The organism is Micromonospora sicca, assembly GCF_003172935.1.
Taxonomy (GTDB): domain Bacteria; phylum Actinomycetota; class Actinomycetes; order Mycobacteriales; family Micromonosporaceae; genus Micromonospora; species Micromonospora sicca.
In genome coordinates this window covers 16,967-34,437 of the sequence record NZ_QGKS01000258.1, presented here as the reverse complement: position 1 = coordinate 34,437, position 17,471 = coordinate 16,967, and the positions used below count along the sequence as shown (strand labels likewise).

At 68.9% G+C, this 17,471-nt stretch carries 12 protein-coding genes and 1 pseudogene; 3 read left to right on the top strand and 10 right to left on the bottom strand.

The genetic code is table 11. The annotated features are described in order from the left end of the window. Positions 1-27: 27 nt before the first annotated feature. Complete coding sequence (locus DKT69_RS19980) at positions 28-873, bottom strand: ABC transporter substrate-binding protein (protein WP_161557899.1); 846 nt, start codon at positions 871-873, stop codon at positions 28-30. A gap of 232 nt (positions 874-1,105) precedes the next feature. On the opposite strand from DKT69_RS19980, the gene DKT69_RS19975 reads away from it, so the two are divergent. Continuing rightward, on the top strand, positions 1,106-2,332 hold the full coding sequence (locus DKT69_RS19975) for an XdhC family protein (protein WP_109803041.1): 1,227 nt from the start codon (positions 1,106-1,108) through the stop codon (positions 2,330-2,332). 306 nt (positions 2,333-2,638) lie between these two features. After that, positions 2,639-3,691 (top strand): ISAs1 family transposase, encoded by a 1,053-nt coding sequence (locus DKT69_RS19970; RefSeq protein WP_236648107.1) that lies wholly within the window; start codon positions 2,639-2,641, stop codon positions 3,689-3,691. 762 nt (positions 3,692-4,453) lie between these two features. Here DKT69_RS19970 and fabG read toward each other — a convergent pair. The 9 genes and pseudogenes from fabG to DKT69_RS19925 form a co-directional block, all read right to left on the bottom strand. Further along, positions 4,454-5,210, bottom strand: a pseudogene (gene fabG / locus DKT69_RS19965) (3-oxoacyl-ACP reductase FabG). Between the two features lie 344 nt (positions 5,211-5,554). Continuing rightward, entirely contained in the window at positions 5,555-6,466 is a 912-nt protein-coding gene (locus tag DKT69_RS19960) for a 2-hydroxy-3-oxopropionate reductase (protein WP_161557898.1), read from the bottom strand. Then, a complete protein-coding gene (locus DKT69_RS19955) occupies positions 6,459-7,217 on the bottom strand; it encodes an SDR family oxidoreductase (protein WP_109803039.1) in 759 nt (252 codons plus the stop codon). Before DKT69_RS19955 ends, DKT69_RS19960 begins: the two co-directional genes overlap by 8 nt. Beyond that, a complete protein-coding gene (locus DKT69_RS19950) occupies positions 7,214-8,014 on the bottom strand; it encodes an acyl-CoA dehydrogenase family protein (protein ID WP_109803075.1) in 801 nt (266 codons plus the stop codon). Before DKT69_RS19950 ends, DKT69_RS19955 begins: the two co-directional genes overlap by 4 nt. Next, complete coding sequence (locus DKT69_RS19945; RefSeq protein WP_109803074.1) at positions 8,011-9,279, bottom strand: CaiB/BaiF CoA transferase family protein; 1,269 nt, start codon at positions 9,277-9,279, stop codon at positions 8,011-8,013. The genes DKT69_RS19950 and DKT69_RS19945 overlap by 4 nt, the downstream gene beginning before the upstream one ends. Continuing rightward, positions 9,279-10,391, bottom strand: coding sequence for an acyl-CoA dehydrogenase family protein (locus DKT69_RS19940; protein ID WP_109803073.1), 1,113 nt, complete (start codon positions 10,389-10,391; stop codon positions 9,279-9,281). The genes DKT69_RS19945 and DKT69_RS19940 overlap by 1 nt, the downstream gene beginning before the upstream one ends. A 310-nt stretch (positions 10,392-10,701) precedes the next feature. Next, complete coding sequence (locus tag DKT69_RS19935) at positions 10,702-13,104, bottom strand: thiamine pyrophosphate-binding protein (RefSeq protein ID WP_109803038.1); 2,403 nt, start codon at positions 13,102-13,104, stop codon at positions 10,702-10,704. 43 nt (positions 13,105-13,147) lie between these two features. Continuing rightward, on the bottom strand, positions 13,148-14,323 hold the full coding sequence (locus tag DKT69_RS19930) for an aminotransferase class V-fold PLP-dependent enzyme (protein ID WP_201749749.1): 1,176 nt from the start codon (positions 14,321-14,323) through the stop codon (positions 13,148-13,150). Next, complete coding sequence (locus DKT69_RS19925; protein WP_161557897.1) at positions 14,320-15,060, bottom strand: IclR family transcriptional regulator; 741 nt, start codon at positions 15,058-15,060, stop codon at positions 14,320-14,322. Before DKT69_RS19925 ends, DKT69_RS19930 begins: the two co-directional genes overlap by 4 nt. Positions 15,061-15,274: 214 nt before the next feature. Here DKT69_RS19925 and DKT69_RS19920 point away from each other — a divergent pair, with 214 nt between their 5' ends. After that, positions 15,275-17,308: a CocE/NonD family hydrolase gene (locus DKT69_RS19920; RefSeq protein ID WP_109803036.1), complete on the top strand. Its 2,034-nt coding sequence runs from the start codon at positions 15,275-15,277 to the stop codon at positions 17,306-17,308. Positions 17,309-17,471: the final 163 nt, after the last annotated feature.

The window sequence follows — 17,471 nt, the reverse complement described above, 5'->3', positions numbered from 1 at the left end:
TCCGCGTACTCACGGTTTTCGTACTTCTCAGCCGGCGAGGACGAGGTTCTTGACGTCGACGTCGCCCTTGAAGCCGCCGACCTCCTTCATGGCGTCCTCCCAGAGCTTCAGGTCGTCCGGCCGGACCTCTGCCGTGTAGGTCGGCAGGTCCGTGTCCTTCACGATGTCGTCGGGCAGCTTGGTCTGCTGCTTCAGGACCTGCTTGGCCTCGTCCGTGTTGCTGCCGATGAAGTCGGCGGCCTTCTTGAGGCCCTGTTGGAAGCAGCTGATGGCCTTGCTCTGGCTGGACGCCCAGTTCTTATCCGCCGCCCAGAAGATGCCGGAGACCGTCGGCGCGACCGCGGCCTGCGGGTCGGCGATGCTCTTGCCGTACTTCAGGACGCTGGTCGAGAACGGCGCGAGAGTCTCCATCGCATCGACGCGGCCGGAGCGCAGCTGGTCGGCCATGGCGGGCCCGTCGACCTGGACGATCTGCACGCTGTCGTAGGGGACGCCGGCGCGCTTGAGCCACAGCTTGGTGCCGAGGTGCGTGCTGCCGGTGATCGTCTGGACGCCGAGCTTCTTCCCGTGCAGGTCGGCCACCGTGTTGATGCCCGAGCCCTCCTTGGCGACCAGGAAGGTCTGCGGGTTCTCCCGCGAGTTCAGGGTCGCCCCGGCCGCCTCGACCACGGGCAGCCCCTGGGCGGCGGCGCTGATGAGCAGTGGCGGAACGGTGAGCGCCATGTCGAAGGACTTGCCGAGCGCCGCCGGCAGCGTGGTGATGTTCTGGACCAGGGTGTACTTGGCGTCGACCCCGCAGTCCTTGAAGTAGCCGCGCTCAATCCCCACCCAGACCGGCAGGGCCGCCGCATTGGTGTTGCCAGCGATGCGCATTTTGACCTGTCCCGAGGAGTCGGAGGACCCCTTGCCGGAGTTCGATCCGCAGGCTGTTGCCCCTAGTGCGACGAGGGCGAGTGATGCAATCAGGCCCTTGCGGACACGCATTGGGTCCTCCCTAGATGCCCTCAGGCTGAGACGTGACGTCCGGTATAGAGGACAGTAAGGTTGGACTTCCGTGACGTCAAGCACGGTTCACCGGACCGTGACAGCTGTTGGGTGATCGAGTATGCGTGAAGTACTGGATGAGCTGGACCGCTGGTGGAAGGCCGGGAAGCCGGTCGGCCTTGCCACTGTCGTGGCGACATGGCATTCCGCGCCACGCCCGGCGGGCGCCACCATGCTGGTTGGCCCGGACGGCACCGCGGTGGGCAGCGTCTCGGGTGGCTGCGTGGAGGGCGCGGTTTACGAGGTGGCTCAGGAGGTCATGGAGGCCGGGGTGCCGGCGCTGGAGCGCTATGGGGTGAGCGACGGAGACGCGTTTGCCGTCGGGCTGACCTGCGGCGGGATCCTCGACGTGTACGTGGAGCGCATCGACCCAGCTGGCTTCCCGGAGTTCGGCGAGGTAGCCGGGGCGATCCGGGCGGGCATCCCGGTCGCGGTGGTCACCTGCGTGTCCGCCGGAGTTGATGGCGGCGCCAGCAGAGACGGCGACCCCGGCGGAGACGGCGGCGAAAGTGATCCCGCCGGCCGGCTCGGGCGGCGACTCGTCGTCTGGGGCGACCGCACCGCCGGCTCACTCGGCAGCGATCGGCTGGACGCAGCGGCGACCGACGACGCCCGCGGCCTGCTGGCGACCGGCCGCACCGGCATGCTGCGCTACGGGTACGACGGGCAGCGTCGCGGGGATGAACTCCTGCTGTTCGTGTCCACCCACGCGATGCCGCCCAGGATGATCGTCTTTGGCGCGATCGACTTCGCCGCGGCGGTCTCCCGGATCGGCACCTTCCTCGGCTACCGGGTCACGGTCTGCGACGCCCGGCCGGTCTTTGCCACCAGACGCCGCTTCCCCGAGGCGCACGAAGTCGTGGTCGGCTGGCCCCACAACTACCTGCGGGCGGAGGTCGAAGCCGGCCGGGTGGACGAACGGACGGTGGTCTGCGTGCTGACCCACGACCCGAAGTTCGACGTACCGGTGCTGGAGGTGGCGCTGCGGCTGCCACTCGCCTACATCGGCGCCATGGGATCCCGACGCACCCACAACGACCGGCTGGCCCGCCTACGCGCGGTCGGGCTGACCGAGGACGAGTTGGCGCGGCTCGCCTCCCCGCTGGGCCTGGATCTGGGCGCCCGCACGCCGGAGGAGACCGCGGTCAGCATCGCCGCTGAGATCATCGCCGGCCGGTGGGGTGGCAGCGGAAGCAGGCTGACCACGCTGGACGGGCCGATCCACCAAACGATGGGGGACTGTACAAATGAAGACCGATCTGCTGATCAAGGGAAAGACGCCAATTGACGACCGAGACCACCGTCGCATCCACGGCCGCCCCAGGGCCACTGCAAGGTAGGGATATGACCGCATTGGGGTCTTCGTGGTAGCCGCGCCGGGTTGTGATGTTACGTAGGAGAGCGCGGCCTTCCGTTGATCATTCAGGTGTCGAGTCTGGATGGTCACAACGGAAGGGCCGCGCTCGTGGCGTCATCATCGTTGATTGGTGGGCTGGCCGCACGCCTGCAGGGCGTGTCGGGTGAGGCGCATCGGTGGGGGTCGGGGCTGCTGGGTGTGTTGGCGCAGGTGCCGGACCCGCGGGATCCGCGCGGGGTGATCCATCCGTGGCCGAGTCCCCTGGCCGTCGCTGTCGCGGCGGTGGCGGCGGGGCAGATGTCGACCGCGGCGATCGGTGAGTGGGCCGCTGACCTGCCGGATGCCGTTCTGGGGTCGCTGGGGGCGGCGCGGGATCCGTGGACCGGGACCCGGGTGGCGCCGGACGCGACGACGATCGGGCGGCTGCTGAGCCGGGTCGACGCGGACGCGTTGGACACCGCGGTCGGGCGGTGGTTGATCAACCGCGCGACCGCCGTGCCCGGTGCCGTAGCCCGCCGAGTGATCGCCGTGGACGGCAAGACGCTGCGGGGCAGCGGCCGCCCAGGCGATCAGGTGCATCTGCTGGCCGCGGTCGACCAGCACACCGGGGTGGTGCTCGCGCAGACCGACGTCGATGGTAAAACCAACGAAATCACCCGGTTCCAGCCGTTGCTGGCCGGACTCGACCTGGCCGGGGCGGTCGTCACCGCCGACGCTCTGCACACCCAACGCGAACACGCCCGCTGGCTGGCCGAGAACAAGGCGGGTTACGTGTTCACGGTCAAGAAGAACCAGCCACACCTGTACCGGCAGCTCAAAGCGCTGCCCTGGGCAAAGATCCCGGTGCTGGACACCACCCGCGGCCGCGGCCACGGCCGCCACGACATCCGCCGACTGCAAACGGTCACCTGCACCGGGCCACTCGCCCTGGACTTCCCGCACGCCGTGCAAGCGATCCGGATCCGCCGGCGCCGCCTCCACACCGCCACCGGACGCTGGAGCACCGTCAACGTCTACGCCATCACGAACCTCACCGCCACCCAGGCCAGCCCCACCGACCTGGCCGACTGGCTCCGCGGACACTGGACGATCGAGGTGCTACACCACATCCGCGACACCACCTACCGAGAAGACGCCAGCCGCGTCCGCACCGGCAACGCACCCCGCGCCCTGGCCACCCTCCGCAACACCGTGATCAGCCTGCTCCGACTGTCCGGTCTCACCACCATCGCCAAGCGCTACGCCGCAACAGCCGAAACCCACACCGAGCCCTACAACTCCTCGGACTGACCTGAAAAGGTCATATCCCTACCTTGCAGCGGCCCTGACGGCCGCCCCACCGATGATGGGGGAACGGGGTGGGAGCAACGGGGTGCGCTGAACGGCGCGGAACTGCACCGAACGGCGCGGAACTGCACCCAATCGCACCGGCCCTACCAGCGGGTTCTACGTTCTGCCTGCTCAGGGGCGGTGCGGCGTCCTGCTTCACACCGCAGTGCTCAACGGCAGCGCGCTAACTTCGACGACGCTCTAGTCGACCTGGTGAAGGTGTATGTGCAGGTCAGGGCGGTAAGGAATCAGCGGTAGGGCCGATCCTTGCGCTGGGAGCAGATTGGGTGCACGTCGACGAAGTGGTCACCGCGACAGAAGTGGTCAACCGACATCACGTCGGCTAAGGCGGCTGACCAGCAATGATGCGGCGGCGGGATCTGTTTGACCTCCCAGTGAAGACCCAAGTGGTCACTCCGCTGTGGCTTTGTGATCGACCCGAGTCGATAGATCTTTCGGACACCTGGTCGGGCCAGGAGCGAGGCCGCTGAATCGACGCCTGACCCTGCCCCCAACCGCGCAGGCGCCGGTGCATGTCCCAGGAGCTGAGACTCCGATCCCACCAGCAGTGCGCTGACCAGGGCCTCCTGCTTGGTGACCTCTTCGGCGGACCCGAAGGCGTCAGCATCCGTGGCTCGCTGGTCAGCCGGGCGACGTTCTCCTCGGCCGACGAGCATAGCTACCTCCTGGACTTTCAACAGCCTGCCCGTAATGCGGCGTGGCTCATGCCTTCGGCCCGCCCGCTACGTAGATGACCTGTCCGGACACGAATCCGGCGCCTTGGCTCACGAGGAAGGAGACGGCGTGCGCGATGTCCTCGGGTTGCCCGGCGCGGCCCACAGGGATCTGTTTCGTGCGGGTGGAGAGATACGTGTTCCAGTCCTCTCCGACGCGTTCAGCGGTCGCTTTCGTCATGTCACTGACGATGAAGCCGGGCGCGATGCAATTCGCGGTCACACCGAACTTGCCGAGCTCGATGGCGAGCGTCTTGGTGAAGCCCTGCAGGCCGGCCTTCCGTTGAGTAGTTGGACTGGCCGCGATTGCCGAGGGCGGAGGTACTCGAGATGTTGACGATGCGGCCGAACCTCGCGTCCACCATGTATTTCTGCACTGCTTTGGTCATGAGGAAGGACCCGGGCAGATGCACGTTGACGACACTGCCCCAGTCGTCGAGGGTCATCTTGAACAGCAGGTTGTCCCGGGTCACGCCGGCGTTGTTGACCAGGACGGTCGGGGCGCCGAGCTCGGTGCTGATCCGGTCGACCGCGGCGCTGACCTGATCGGGATCAGACACGTCGGCACCGACCGCGAGTGCGCGGCCGCCGCAAGACTCGATGGCATCCACAGTAGTCTTTGCTGCCGGCACCTCGAGGTCCAGCACGGCGACCGCGAATCCTTCCGCCGCTAGTCGTTGCGCTGTCGCGGCGCCGATTCCGCGCGCCGACCCGGTGACCACTGCGACACGGGGCGAATCACTCATCTTCCTGCTCTCTCCTTCCAGGCTCCCGATGCCGGGATCGATGTCGATTGAGTCACGCCTCTTCGTCAAGCGCCCGACGATCCTGGGTGCCGCCGATGCACATCGTTTCCAGCCCGTACCGAAATCCGGCGGAGGGACCGAGGAGTCGTTCGCGGGTGCAGCGAGCGCCGTATGATGCATACGCCCGGCAACGACCCGGCCGCAGGCCAGCGCGTCGTGCAGCACCACGGCTGGCTTCCCCCGTACCTCGCAGCGAGGTGGTAGAGCGGTCCAGACCAGGCCATCCTCACCGGCGCGACTCGGTGTAAACACTTGCCGACCAGGAGCGTCACCACCAAAGACCGTTAGCTGCGTCGACCGTTAAGTCGCTCCAGCAGCTTCAGCAGTGCGGAGTGGTCGTCGTCCGCGTTGCCCTGGGCCTTGAGCGATGCCATCAGCTGCGCGACCAGGGCCCCGAGCGGGATCACCACTCCTGCTTCCCTGGCAGCCGAGGTGACGATGCCTAGATCCTTGTGGTGCAACTCCACCCGGAATCCGGGCTGGAACGATCGCGTCAGCATCGCCTCGCTCTTCTGGTTGAGCACGGCGCTGCCGGCGAGGCCACCACCCAGGACGGTCATCGCCTTTCTCGTGTCAACGCCGTAGGCCTCCAGGAAGACGATCGCCTCGGCCAGCAGTTCGAGGTGCCCGGCCACGATGAGTTGGTTTGCCGCCTTGACGGTCTGGCCGGAGCCGGGCGGGCCGACGTGAGCGATGGTTTTCCCCACGGCCTGGAGTACCGGCTGCGCCGCCTCGACGTCTGCAACTTCCCCGCCGACCATGATCGACAGGGTGGCGTTGACCGCGCCGGCCTGTCCTCCGGACACCGGCGCGTCGAGAAGCCGGAAGCCCTTGGCCTTCGCCTGGTGCCAGAGTTCGTTGCTGACGTCAGGGCGGATGCTACTGAAGTCGATGACGAGCGTTCCCGGCCGGGCGGTGTCGAAGACGCCGCCAGTGCCGGCCAGCACCTCCCGCACGTCCGGCGAGTCGGGCACCATGACACACACGATGTCGGCGTCCGCGACGGCTTCCTCGATGCTGTTCGCGGCGCGGCCGCCGGCTTCCACCAGACGACGGGTCTTCGCGGGGCTCCGGTTGTAACCGGTGACGTCGAATCCGGCCCGGACGAGGTGCTCAGCCATCGGCGTGCCCATGATGCCGAGTCCGATGAACGCCAGTCTGGTTGCCATTCCGGTTCCTCCTGTGGGGCTACCCATGCTTTGCACGGTGCATCGCGACGCCCAGTGACCTGCCGCCGTCGACCGTGAGCACGGCGCCGGTCACGTAGGCGGCCCGCTCGCTGAGTAGGAACGCGGCGGATTCGGAGATGTCGTCGACGTCGCCGAACCTGCCGAGCGGGATGAGGTCCAGCATCGCGGCCTGCGCGGAGTCGTCGGACAGGATGTTGGCGGTGGCCTCCGACGTCGGGACGAAGCCGGGCGCCAGTGCGTTGACGCGAATCCCGTGTGGTCCCCACTCACGGGCCACGGACTTGGTGAACGCGAGCATCGCCGCCTTCGCCGCTGCGGAGTGTGCCACGGCAGGCGCACCCGTCCACGCATAGGTGGCGACAATGTTCAGGATTACCCCAGGTCGCCCTTCGGTGATCAGCCGACGGGCCAGCGCCTGGGACAGGAAGAACGTCCCGTACAGGGAGATCTCTACGACTGCCCGGAAGCCGTTCGGCGACAGGTCGACGGTGGGGCAGGCAAAGTTTCCGGCGGCGTTGTTGACCACGCCGTCGACTGTGGGCAGCCGGTTGATCAGCGCCGTGACGGCCTCGGCGTCGCGCACGTCGAGGGCTGCGCTTCGGCAGCTCACGCCCTCCTCACGTAGGCGCCGCTCCGCCTCGGCCAGCCGATCCTCGCCGCGCGCAACCAGGACCAGCTCGTGCCCGTCACGGCCGAGGCGGCGGGCGATGCCGAACCCGATGCCTGCGCTGCCACCGGTGATGACGAAGGTGCTCACGAGCGTGCCTCGATCCACGCGTCGGCCCACAGATGGATCGCCCGCGCCCGCCGCGAGTACCGCTGGAGCGGGAACTCCAGGGTGTAGCCGATCGCACCGACCACCTGGTGGCATTCGGCCAGCGCAGCGCACGCCGCCGGCCCCGCGTACGCCAGGGCGTCCAGGTCGGGCGAACCCTCTGCCAGCAGCAGCAGGCCGTCGGCGCAGAGGGCGGCGTCGGCGAGCCGTTGCTGGACGCTGTCCAGCCCGGCAAGCGTCCCGCCGAACGCCTGTCGGGTCGTCGTGTGTTCCAGCGCCAGCCGCAGGGCCTCGGCGGTCAGACCGGCGAGGTACCCGACGGTCGCGGTCACCCACGCAGCTTCTCGCCTGCCCGCCTCGGCGGGGTCCATCAACTCGCCGCCGTCGATATGGGCGCGGGCCGCGGCGATGCAGTCCCCGTACGGGACAGGTTTAACCGCGGCGATGGTCGCCACCCGCAGGCCGTCTCCGCCGGGCACGATCGCGCGGTCGCCGGGCTCGGCGTAGCGGGTCATCCCTGACACGTACGGGCTGCCGCCGAGCAGGGCGTCGAGTTCGTGCAGCGCCGCCGGGCCGCGGCCTAGCTCCACCGCGGCCGGACCGAGGAATGGCAGGGCCTGCGGATCGTCGGCCAGATCGAACCAACCGGCGCTGTCCAGGTGCTTTCGCAGCGCCGGCAGCCGGTCGTCCTCGGTGCTGCCGGGCCGCCATGGGCCGGGGGAGCAGTGGTCGGCGACGATGGATCGGATGGACGACGTGAATGCGGCGACCTCGGTCATCGGCACGACGCTCGACCTCCTTCGATAATGTGGATCGCGGGTAACGAATCGAGCACCTCGCGGGTGTGTTCTCCCAGCCCCGGCGCATGCCGCTCCGCAGGCGTAGCTACGCCGTCGATCATGAACAGGTTGCCCAGCAGCCGTACCGGTCCCACGCCGGGCTGGTGCACACACTGCACGAGCCCGTTGGTCTGCACCTGCTCGTCGTCGAACAACTGGCTGAGTTGGCGCACCTCGCCGACCGGGATGTTCCGGGATCCGAGCAGCATGATCCACTCTGCGGTCGTCCTTTGCCGGAACGCGGCCACGAACTGCTGATGTGTGGCGACTCGGCGGAAGCGCTCGGCCGGGTTGGCGGGAGCGGCCTGGGGGTTCTCGACCCATGGATCGTCGAGGCCCAGCACCTCCAGCACATGGCGTCGCTGGCTCACGTTCAAGCATGCCAGGGCGACGTACCCGTCCGCCGTTTCATAGCAGCGGTAGTAGGGCTCCATCTCCTCGCCGGCCGCGGTAGCCCTGGCCATGGCCTCGATGTCGGCGCGGGTCAGCGGCTGCGCTGGCACCTGGTCCGCCTCCGATCGCTCCAGTCGCACGAACCGCTGCACCTGGGTGGTAAGCGCCGCTCCAAGCAGCGAGACCTCGATGCCTGGAGCCTCGTCCGAGGCACGTTGGTGGAGCCCGGCCAGGACGCTGATGGCGGCCAACAGTCCGGTGGTGAGGTCGGCCATCGGGATCCCGCCGGAGCGGCGCGGTACCTCGTCGCCGACCCGAACGTCGGCCATGAGCAGGCCGGATAGCGCCTGGGCGATCAGGTCGTAGCCGAGGCGCCCAGAGTCGGGGCCCTGGCTGCCGAAGGCGGAGATCGACACGCAGACGGCGCGGGGGTTCAGGCGGCGGACATTGTCCCGGTCAAGCCCGAACGACACCACCCGCGCTGTTGGCAGGTTGTGCACGACCGCGTCTGCGGTGGCGATCAGGCGATCGCTCGCCGCGCGTCCCTCCGCCGTCTTCAGGTCCAGCATGACCGACCGCTTGTTGCGGTTGAGGGAGTAGAAGTAGCTGCTCTGGCCGGGCGCGTGCGGCTCGTAGTGGCGCCAGGCGTCACCGCCGGGCCCTTCGACCTTGACGACGTCTGCCCCGAGATCCGCCAGGAGCATCGTCGCCAAAGGGCCGGCCACGTACTGTGCGTAGTCGAGCACGCGGACTCCGGCAAGCGGTAACCGCCGGGCTGGTGCGGTCGCGCGGTCGGTGGTCGCGGAATCCATCAGGCGCACCCCAGCCCCTGACGGGCGATGACCCGTCGCTGGATGTCCGAGGCGCCGCCGGCGATGGTGGTCGCCACCGCGGCCCGGTGAAAGGCGGCGATGCGACCCTCTGCCGGCCCATCGCCACCGGGCTCGATGAGCGCCTGCGGCCCGAGGATCTCGACGGCCGCGCCGGCCAGCCGCTGCATCAGCTTGGCGACCGACAGTTTCGCCATGGACGACGCCTTACTCGCCGGCTGCTGCCGGGCGAGCAGCTCGGTGGCCCGCCGCCCGTGCAGCCGGGCGGCCTGTACCTCACCGCGGAGCCGGCGCAGGGCCTGCCGATGGGCTGCGGTCGTGCAGTGCGGCTCCAACTGGTCGAGCAGCCAGTGGACGACGCCGACCTTCTCGCTGGTGACCCGCTCGAAGTCGAGGGTGCCCATGAGCACCTTCCACCCGCCGTGCAGCTCACCGACGATCTGGTCGGCCGGGATCTCCACATCCTCAAGGAGAACTTCGCCGAGGGTTCCACCGCCGAGTGTCTCGTGCACGCGTACCTCGACTCCCGGGGTGTTGATGTCCGCGACGAGCACCGACAGTCCTCGGTGCCGGGGCCGCTGGGTGTCGGTCCGGACGGCGAGGTAAATCCAGTCCGCGTATTCGGCGCTCGACGTCCAGATCTTGCGGCCGTTGACGATGAACCGATCGCCGTCCAGCACCGCGCGCGTGCGTAGTGAGGCGAGGTCGGAGCCCGCCTCGGGCTCGGAGAAGCCCTGGCAGAACACCAGATCGCCGGCCGCCACTGGCGGAAGTAACCGTTCGAGCAGCTCCGGCGTGGCGAACTGGAGCATGACGTTGCCGATTGTCTTGACGGACAGTAGGTAGCTGGACAGCGGGAGCCAGTGGTAGCCGAACCGCTCCTCGGCGGACAACGTGTCGAGGGGGCTCATGCCTTGACCGCCGAGGCGCTCCGGCCAGTGCAGGCCGATCATCCCGGCCCTACCCATCTCCTTGTACGCGTAGCGGGAGTCGGCATCGGAGGGCATGCCCTGGTACCTGTTCTCGCCACGCTCGGCGAGCACTGCGGACAACGCGGCGGCGAACTGTTCCACCCGGTCTGTCAGGTCACCCATCACCACAACGTTCCTCGCCAATCAGTCGCTTCGATCCGTGCCGGCACGTGTCTGCCGAAGCCCACCGGCGATGCCGGCTGCGGGCCCCACCGCCAAAGTCGGAACGGTGGTGAGTTGGCCGCGACGTCGAGCCCTGCGGGCGGGAAGCGCGCCGCCGGTCGGGCCGCGGAGGGGCTGCGCAGACGTTCCATCCATCGGAACCATCTTTCACACGCCGGAAGCATAGGATTGCCGCTGCGAGCCGGTCAAGGCCAGCCGGGTCGAGATCCCGGCGCCGGGAGCGTCATGCCGTCGACGGTGGAGTCGTTGGTCAGCGCAACGCCAGCGCGGCGAGCGCCGCGTTGACGATGCTGCCGGGCAGCAGGTCGTGCAGCTCGTACAGGTCGTGCACCGTGCCGGACTGGCCGAAAGCGTCAACGCCCAGCGGAACGCAGGCGACGCCGAGCGCGGACCCGAGCCAGGCCATCGTGTGCGAGGCCGCATCGTGGACGGTGACCACCGGCGCGCGATCCGGGAAGGCAGCGGCCAGCACTCCGGGGATCGAGGGCACCCGCGCGGAGCGGATGCCTCGCCGCAGGCTGCTCTGCCACGCGCCGTAGAGCCGATCCAGGGACGTCACGTCCACGACGTGCGCGGCGATGCCCTCGTCGGCGAGTTCAGCCGCGGCAGCGAGAACCTCGGGCAGGACGGCCCCGGAACCGACCAGGTGCACCTGAGGCGCGCCACGTGCGGCGAGGTCGCTGGCGTCGACCAGCCGGTAGGCGCCGGCGAGGACCTGGCGTCGCAGCACCGCGTCACTTATCCGGGCCCGCGCCGTCTCGAACGGTGCCTGGTCCAGCGGCCGCGTGGTGAGCCGGAAGTAGTAGGCACCGGACTCCTCCGGCGTTGCTTCGGCTCCGGTGTTGGCACCGTCGGCGATGCGTCGCAGCGAATCGCAGAGCAGCCAGTCGACCGCGGCCGCGTAGGCGGGCTCGAAGAACGTCGTGTTCGGCAGCTCGAGCCCGACGCTGGGTGTGATCGTTGACTGGTGGGCGCCACCCTCGGGAGCCAGGGTGACCCCGGACGGTGTTCCCGCCGCGACGAACCGGGCCCCGGAGTAGACCGAGTAGATGAAGGCGTCCAGGCCCCGCAGCACGAACGGGTCATAGACGGTGCCAACAGGGAGCAGTGGCTGTTCCGACAGTTCCCGAGCCAGTCCGAGCTGGCCGAGGAGCAGGAAGAGGTTCATCTCGCTGATGCCGAGTTCGATGTGCTGCCCGGTTGGGCCCTCCGCCCAGCGCAGCACCGGGTCGGTGTTCCACGACCGCTGCTCCGTCGGCGAGAAGACGCCTGCGCGGTTGATGAAGCCAGCAAGATTGGTCGACGTGGCCACGTCGGGGGCCGTCGTCACCAGGTACGGGGCGACCTCGCGGTGTCGGGACAGCTCGCTCAGGATCCGGCCGAAGGCTTCCTGCGTCGACGTCTGCCTCCCGGCGCGCAGCCCACTGCTGGCCGGCACCTGGACTGGCCGCGACCTGCTGACGGAGGGTCGCGCCAGGTGGGTGCGCCGGGCGGCGATCCACCGACCGGCGGGGGTCGACGGGTCGAACCGGTCCCACTCGTTGCCGCGGTCGAGTCCAAGCGACGCGCGCAGCAGGTCCACCTGTTCTTTGGACAACAGGGCGGAGTGATTGCGCGGGTTACCGGCGATCGGCAACCCCCATCCCTTGACCGTGTAGGCGAAGACGACGCTCGGCCGGTCGGTCACGGCATCGCAGGCCGCGAAGGCCTCGAGAAGCGACGGGAGATCGTGACCACCAAGATCCGTGATCAACCGGGCGAGTTCCGTGTCGTCCAGGTCCGCGATGAAGGACTCCACCTCGGAGGGGGCGCCGTCGAGGAACTGTTTGCGCAACTCCGGCCCGCCCAGCCCGAACAGCGACTGGTACTGCTCGTTGGGCATGGCGTCGATCCAGGCCACCAGTCGCTCACCGCCGGGCCGTTGGAACGCCGCGCGTGCCCGGCGGCCGTACTTCACCTCGACGACGTGCCAGCCGGCGGCGGCGAACTGCTGCTTCCACTGCCCGACGCGCACGCCGGGGACCACGCGGTCCAGCGATTGGCGGTTGAAGTCCACCACCCACATGACGTTGCTGAGCCCCTGGGTCGAGGGATCGGCGATTGCCTCCCACACGTTTCCCTCGTCGAGTTCGGCGTCGCCCATCAGGGCGACGAACCGCGACCGCGGCCGGACGCCGAAGTGCGCATCGACGTAACGACGGGTCACCGCGGCGAACAGCGGTGCGGCGGCACCCAAGCCGACCGAGCCGGTGGAGAAGTCGACGTCGTCAGGATCCTTGGTCCGCGACGGGTACGACTGCAGCCCACCACGGGCCCGCAGCTTGGTCAGGTAGGACCGGTCAAGGTTGCCGAGCAGATACTGGATTGCGTGGAAAACCGGCGACGCGTGCGGTTTCACGCTCACTCGGTCCGCGGCATCGAGGTGCGCGAACCACAACGCCGTCATCACCGACACGAGCGATGCGCTCGACGCCTGGTGCCCGCCGACCTTGACGCCGTCACCGGTGTCGCGGTCGTGGTTGGCCGCGTCCACGATGCGGGTTGCCAGCCACAGTACGCGCCGTTGGATCTCCTCGAGGACATCGATGTCGAGGCCCGCATGGTGGGTCGCGGGGAGAGCAGAAGGTTCGGCGGCTACCTGGATGCCAGTCATTGGGCCCGGTCCTCTCGGGGTCACGGACGGGTGGATACGCGCATCACCGTCGGGCGGCGCGAGGGGTGGTGAACAGCGCGCCGAGCGCGTCGACCAGGCGGTCGAGGTCGTCGCTGGTGTTGTAGGCGTTTACTGAGACGCGGATCAGTGATCCGCCGGCCCAGTCACGCACCGGTGCGTCGATCCGGTGCTCGGTCCACAGCCGGCGCCGCATCGCCGCGCCGTCGCACGGTGGCAGCGGCACCGAAACCATCTGGACGAACCAGTCATCGGAGTCCGGCGTGAACGGTTCGAGGTGAAACAGCTCGCTGACTGCGGCGCGTGCGACCCGGGCCAGCTCATGGCTGCGGCGCCGGGCGGCATCCCACGCTGGGGTCTGCTGGCAGTCGATGGCGGTCGGTAGCGCCAGGAATGCGCTCGGGTCGCGCGTGCCCTGCCACCGGTGGCGTTCGAGGAAGGTCGACCCCGGCTGGGAACCGTGGCTGATGAGCGGCGCAAGGATGCCGGACTGATACTCAGGGCGGACGTAGAGGAAGCCGGTACTCCGCGGCCCGCACAGCCACTTGTGACAACTCGCCGCGTACACGTCCACGCCGAGCGCGTCGAGCCGCAAGGGTATCTGTCCGGGGGCGTGTGCCCCGTCGACCACGGTCATGATGCCGGCGGCCCGGGCGCGGCGGCAGATCTCGGCCACGGGCAGGGTGATAGCGGTCTTGGAGGTGATGTGGCTGAGAAAGATGACGCGGGTGGCCGGGCCGACCGCCGACCACACCGCCTCGACCAGGTCGCCGTGGTCCTCGACGGGCAGCGGCAGACGTTGGCGGACGTAACGGGCCCCCGCCTCGGCGCAGACGTGCTGCCACAGCAGGTCCATCGCCTCGTACTCATGGTCGGTCGCCAGCACCTCGTCGCCGGGTCGCAGCCGCAGCGAGCGAGCAACGGCGTTCAGACCGGCCGTCGTGTTCTGGACGAGGACCAGGTCGCGCGCGGAGCAGCCGAGGAATCCGGCCAGGCGCTCGCGTACGCCCTCCATCAGTGCGTCGTAACCGTGGGAGAGCATCGCGGACGGGTGGCGTTCGAGGTCTCGCTGCCAGCGCTGGAGGGCGTCGAACACGGGCCTCGGGCAGGCGCCGAACCCGCCGTGGTTCAGGTGGACGAGGCCGGGGTCCAGGAGGAACTGGTCGTGCAGGTCGTCGCGGGCGACGGCACTGGTGCTCATGTAGGTTCCGGCTCGAGTCCCTGGGCGCGCGCGAGGGCCTCGGCGGTCGCCCTCAGCCGGGGGACGAACGTGGCTACCAGGTCCTGGGCAGGTACCCGGATCGCGGACGCCGCGATATTGATCGCCGCGATCACCCCGTTGTGGGTCGGGACGGGGACCGCGCAGGAGTTCAGCCCCGCCTCGTACTCCTCCAGCGAGAGCGCGTAGCCATCGCTGCGGATGGTGTCGAGCTGGGGGGCGAGTTGCTTCCAGGAGTGGACGCTGCGATCGGTGCGCGCCACATACGGCGCCTTGCCGAGCTGCTGTCTCGCGTCGTCGGGGTCGAGCTGGGCGAGCATGCACTTGCCGAGCGCGGTGCAGTGCGCCGGGGTGCGCAGCCCCGGTGTCGTGTCGACGCGGAGCAGGAAGCTGCCCGGTGCGGAGGCAAGGTAGAGAACCTCCGCGCCGTCGAGAACGGCGAGGTTGACCGTCTCGCCGGTGTCCTGCGCCAGGTCGCGCAGGAACGGCAAGGCGAGGTCGGGCAGCGCCAGGCCGGACATGAGCGGTCCGACCAGCCGCATAACGCTCATCCCGATGCGGAGGCGCTTGGTGCGTGGGTCCCGTGCCAGGAATCCACGCGCCAGCAACGTCGAGACGACTCGATGCGCCGTGGGCGCCGGCCACTTGAGGCGTTCGGCTATGTCCGTGAGCGACAACTCCGGCCCGGCCGCCGTGAACAGCTCCAGCACGTCGAGCACCCGACCGAGGGACTCAACGTGTTGACTTTCGCTGGCTTGAACTGATTTCATCTCGCCGGAAATGGTCTACTAGGGCCCGCCCGTTGTCAACCAACGTAGAACGTCAACGTAGCCGACCCCGGTCGCCGGCAGAAGCCCTCCGCCGGGGCCTGCGACGACGACCTAATGGCGCGGTGAGCGGCAGATGCGGGTGGGCGAAAGACAGAGGGGCGGCATGGCACGAGCCCGTAAGGTCAAGACTCACTTCGATCGTCCGGTCGACGTGATCGACCACGTCTGGATCCCCATGCGTGACGGCGTCCGGCTCTCCGCCCGGGTGTGGCTGCCCGTGGACGCGTCCTCCGACCCGGTCCCCGCGATCCTGGAGTACATCCCGTACCGCAAGGGCGACGGCACGGTCGTGCGCGACTCGCAGATGCATCCGTACTTCGCTGGGCATGGCTACGCCGCGGTCCGGGTGGATATGCGGGGCAGCGGCGAGTCCGAGGGCGTGCTCCTGGACGAGTACCTCGCCCAGGAGCAGGACGACGCGCTGGAGGTGCTCGCCTGGCTGGCTGAGCAGCCGTGGTGCACCGGAAAGGTCGGGATCATCGGCAAGTCGTGGGGCGGTTTCAACGGGCTTCAGATCGCGGCTCGCCGTCCCGCGCAGCTCAGCGCGATCATCACTGTCTGTTCCACGGACGACCGGTACGCCGACGACGTCCATTACCTGGGCGGGACCGTTCTCGCCTCGAAGATGCTGCCCTGGGCGTCGACCATGCTCGGTTTCAACGCGCTGCCGCCGGACCCGGCCGTGGTCGGCGAGCGCTGGCGGGAGATGTGGCTGGAGCGCCTGGAGGGCAGCCCGCCGTTCGTCGAGGCCTGGCTCAGCCACCAGCGATGCGACGACTACTGGAAGCACGGCTCGGTCTGTGAGGACTACTCGGCGATCGAATGCCCCGTGTACTCCGTCGGTGGCTGGGCGGACGGATACTCCAACGCGATCCCGCGTCTGCTCGCCGGCCTCCCCGGTCCACGCAAGGCACTGATCGGCCCGTGGGGCCACCAGTATCCGGAGTCTGGAGTCCCCGGCCCCGCGATCGGGTTCCTCCAGGAGTGCCTGCGCTGGTGGGACCACTGGCTCAAGGGAATCGATACCGGAATCATGGACGAGCCCGTGCTTCGCGCCTGGATGCAGGAGCCGGTACCGCCCCGGCCCGCTTACGACGTGCGCCCCGGGCGATGGGTGGCCGAGCCGTCGTGGCCCCGGACGGACGACCAACGCCTGACGTACACGCTGGATGCGGGAGCACTCGTCGACCACCCGGTCGCGGAACGGCGCCTGGAGATCGACGGGACTCAACTCGTTGGCCTGGACGCCGGCGACTGGTGCCCGGGCGGCGGTGCGGCCGACCTCCCGTTGGACCAGCGGGCCGAGGACGCCCGGTCGCTGTGCTTCGACACGGAGCCGCTGGCGGACCGGATCGAGATCTTCGGCTTCCCCGAGGTCACGTTCTCGCTGGCCGCGTCGCAGCCGCTCGCCACGGTGGTCGTCCGGCTGTGTGACGTCGCGCCGGACGGCTCGTCGCTACTCGTGACGCGCGGCGTGCTCAACCTCAGCCACGCGGACGGCCACGAGCATCCCCGGGCCCTCGAACCTGGCCGACGCTACGAGGTCACGGTGCCGATGAACGCCATCGCGCAGGCGATCCCGGCGGGGCACTGGCTACGCCTGGCCGTCTCGTCCTCCTACTGGCCATGGGTATGGCCGCCCCCGAAGCCGTTCGCGCTGTCGTTGTTCACCAGCGGATCCACCCGCCTGGACCTGCCGGTTCGCACCCCCCGGGCCGAGGACGGGCACCTGGCGTCCTTCGGCGAGCCTGAGGTAGCGGCACCGGCGCCGGTGGTGTCCAGGCCCAGCGACCCCGCCGGACAGCGGGTGGTCGTCCGCGACCTGGCGACCGGGAAGGTGGAGATCCTGCGCAGGTCGGAGGACGACACAACGGTGACCGCCACCGGGCTCGCGAAACGGCGATCCAGGCTCGAGACGTACGCGATCACTGAGGGCGACCCGCTCTCCGCCAGGGTGAGCAGCGAGACGACCTACCACCTGGCCCGCGACGACTGGCGCATCCGCATCGAGGCCCGCAGCGCCATGACGGCCGACGGCGAGAGCTTCCTGGTGACGAACACAGTGGAGGCCTTCGAGGGCGAGGTCCGCGTCTTCGCGAACACCCGCGCGTTCGAAGTCCCCCGTGACCACTGCTAACCACCCCGACCGGCGCCGAAGAGACTGTTGACTTTCGCTGGATAGAACTGTTTTCATCTCAGCGGAACAAACGTGAGGCTGGTCACCGTCGCCGACGGCACCGCATGACACCGAGACGGTCCCTGGCCCCTGCCCCCGCCATCTGCACAGTTCGAAGGTGGAA

Coding starts and splice junctions, on each gene's coding strand:
- DKT69_RS19920 (WP_109803036.1), top strand. CDS start 15,275: ATGGCACGAGCCCGTAAGGTCAAGACTCACTTCGATCGTCCGGTCGAC.
- DKT69_RS19930 (WP_201749749.1), bottom strand. CDS start 14,323: ATGAGCACCAGTGCCGTCGCCCGCGACGACCTGCACGACCAGTTCCTC.
- DKT69_RS19980 (WP_161557899.1), bottom strand. CDS start 873: ATGCGCATCGCTGGCAACACCAATGCGGCGGCCCTGCCGGTCTGGGTG.
- DKT69_RS19975 (WP_109803041.1), top strand. CDS start 1,106: ATGCGTGAAGTACTGGATGAGCTGGACCGCTGGTGGAAGGCCGGGAAG.
- DKT69_RS19950 (WP_109803075.1), bottom strand. CDS start 8,014: ATGACCGAGGTCGCCGCATTCACGTCGTCCATCCGATCCATCGTCGCC.
- DKT69_RS19940 (WP_109803073.1), bottom strand. CDS start 10,391: ATGGGTGACCTGACAGACCGGGTGGAACAGTTCGCCGCCGCGTTGTCC.
- DKT69_RS19960 (WP_161557898.1), bottom strand. CDS start 6,466: ATGGGTAGCCCCACAGGAGGAACCGGAATGGCAACCAGACTGGCGTTC.
- DKT69_RS19945 (WP_109803074.1), bottom strand. CDS start 9,279: ATGGATTCCGCGACCACCGACCGCGCGACCGCACCAGCCCGGCGGTTA.
- DKT69_RS19935 (WP_109803038.1), bottom strand. CDS start 13,104: ATGACTGGCATCCAGGTAGCCGCCGAACCTTCTGCTCTCCCCGCGACC.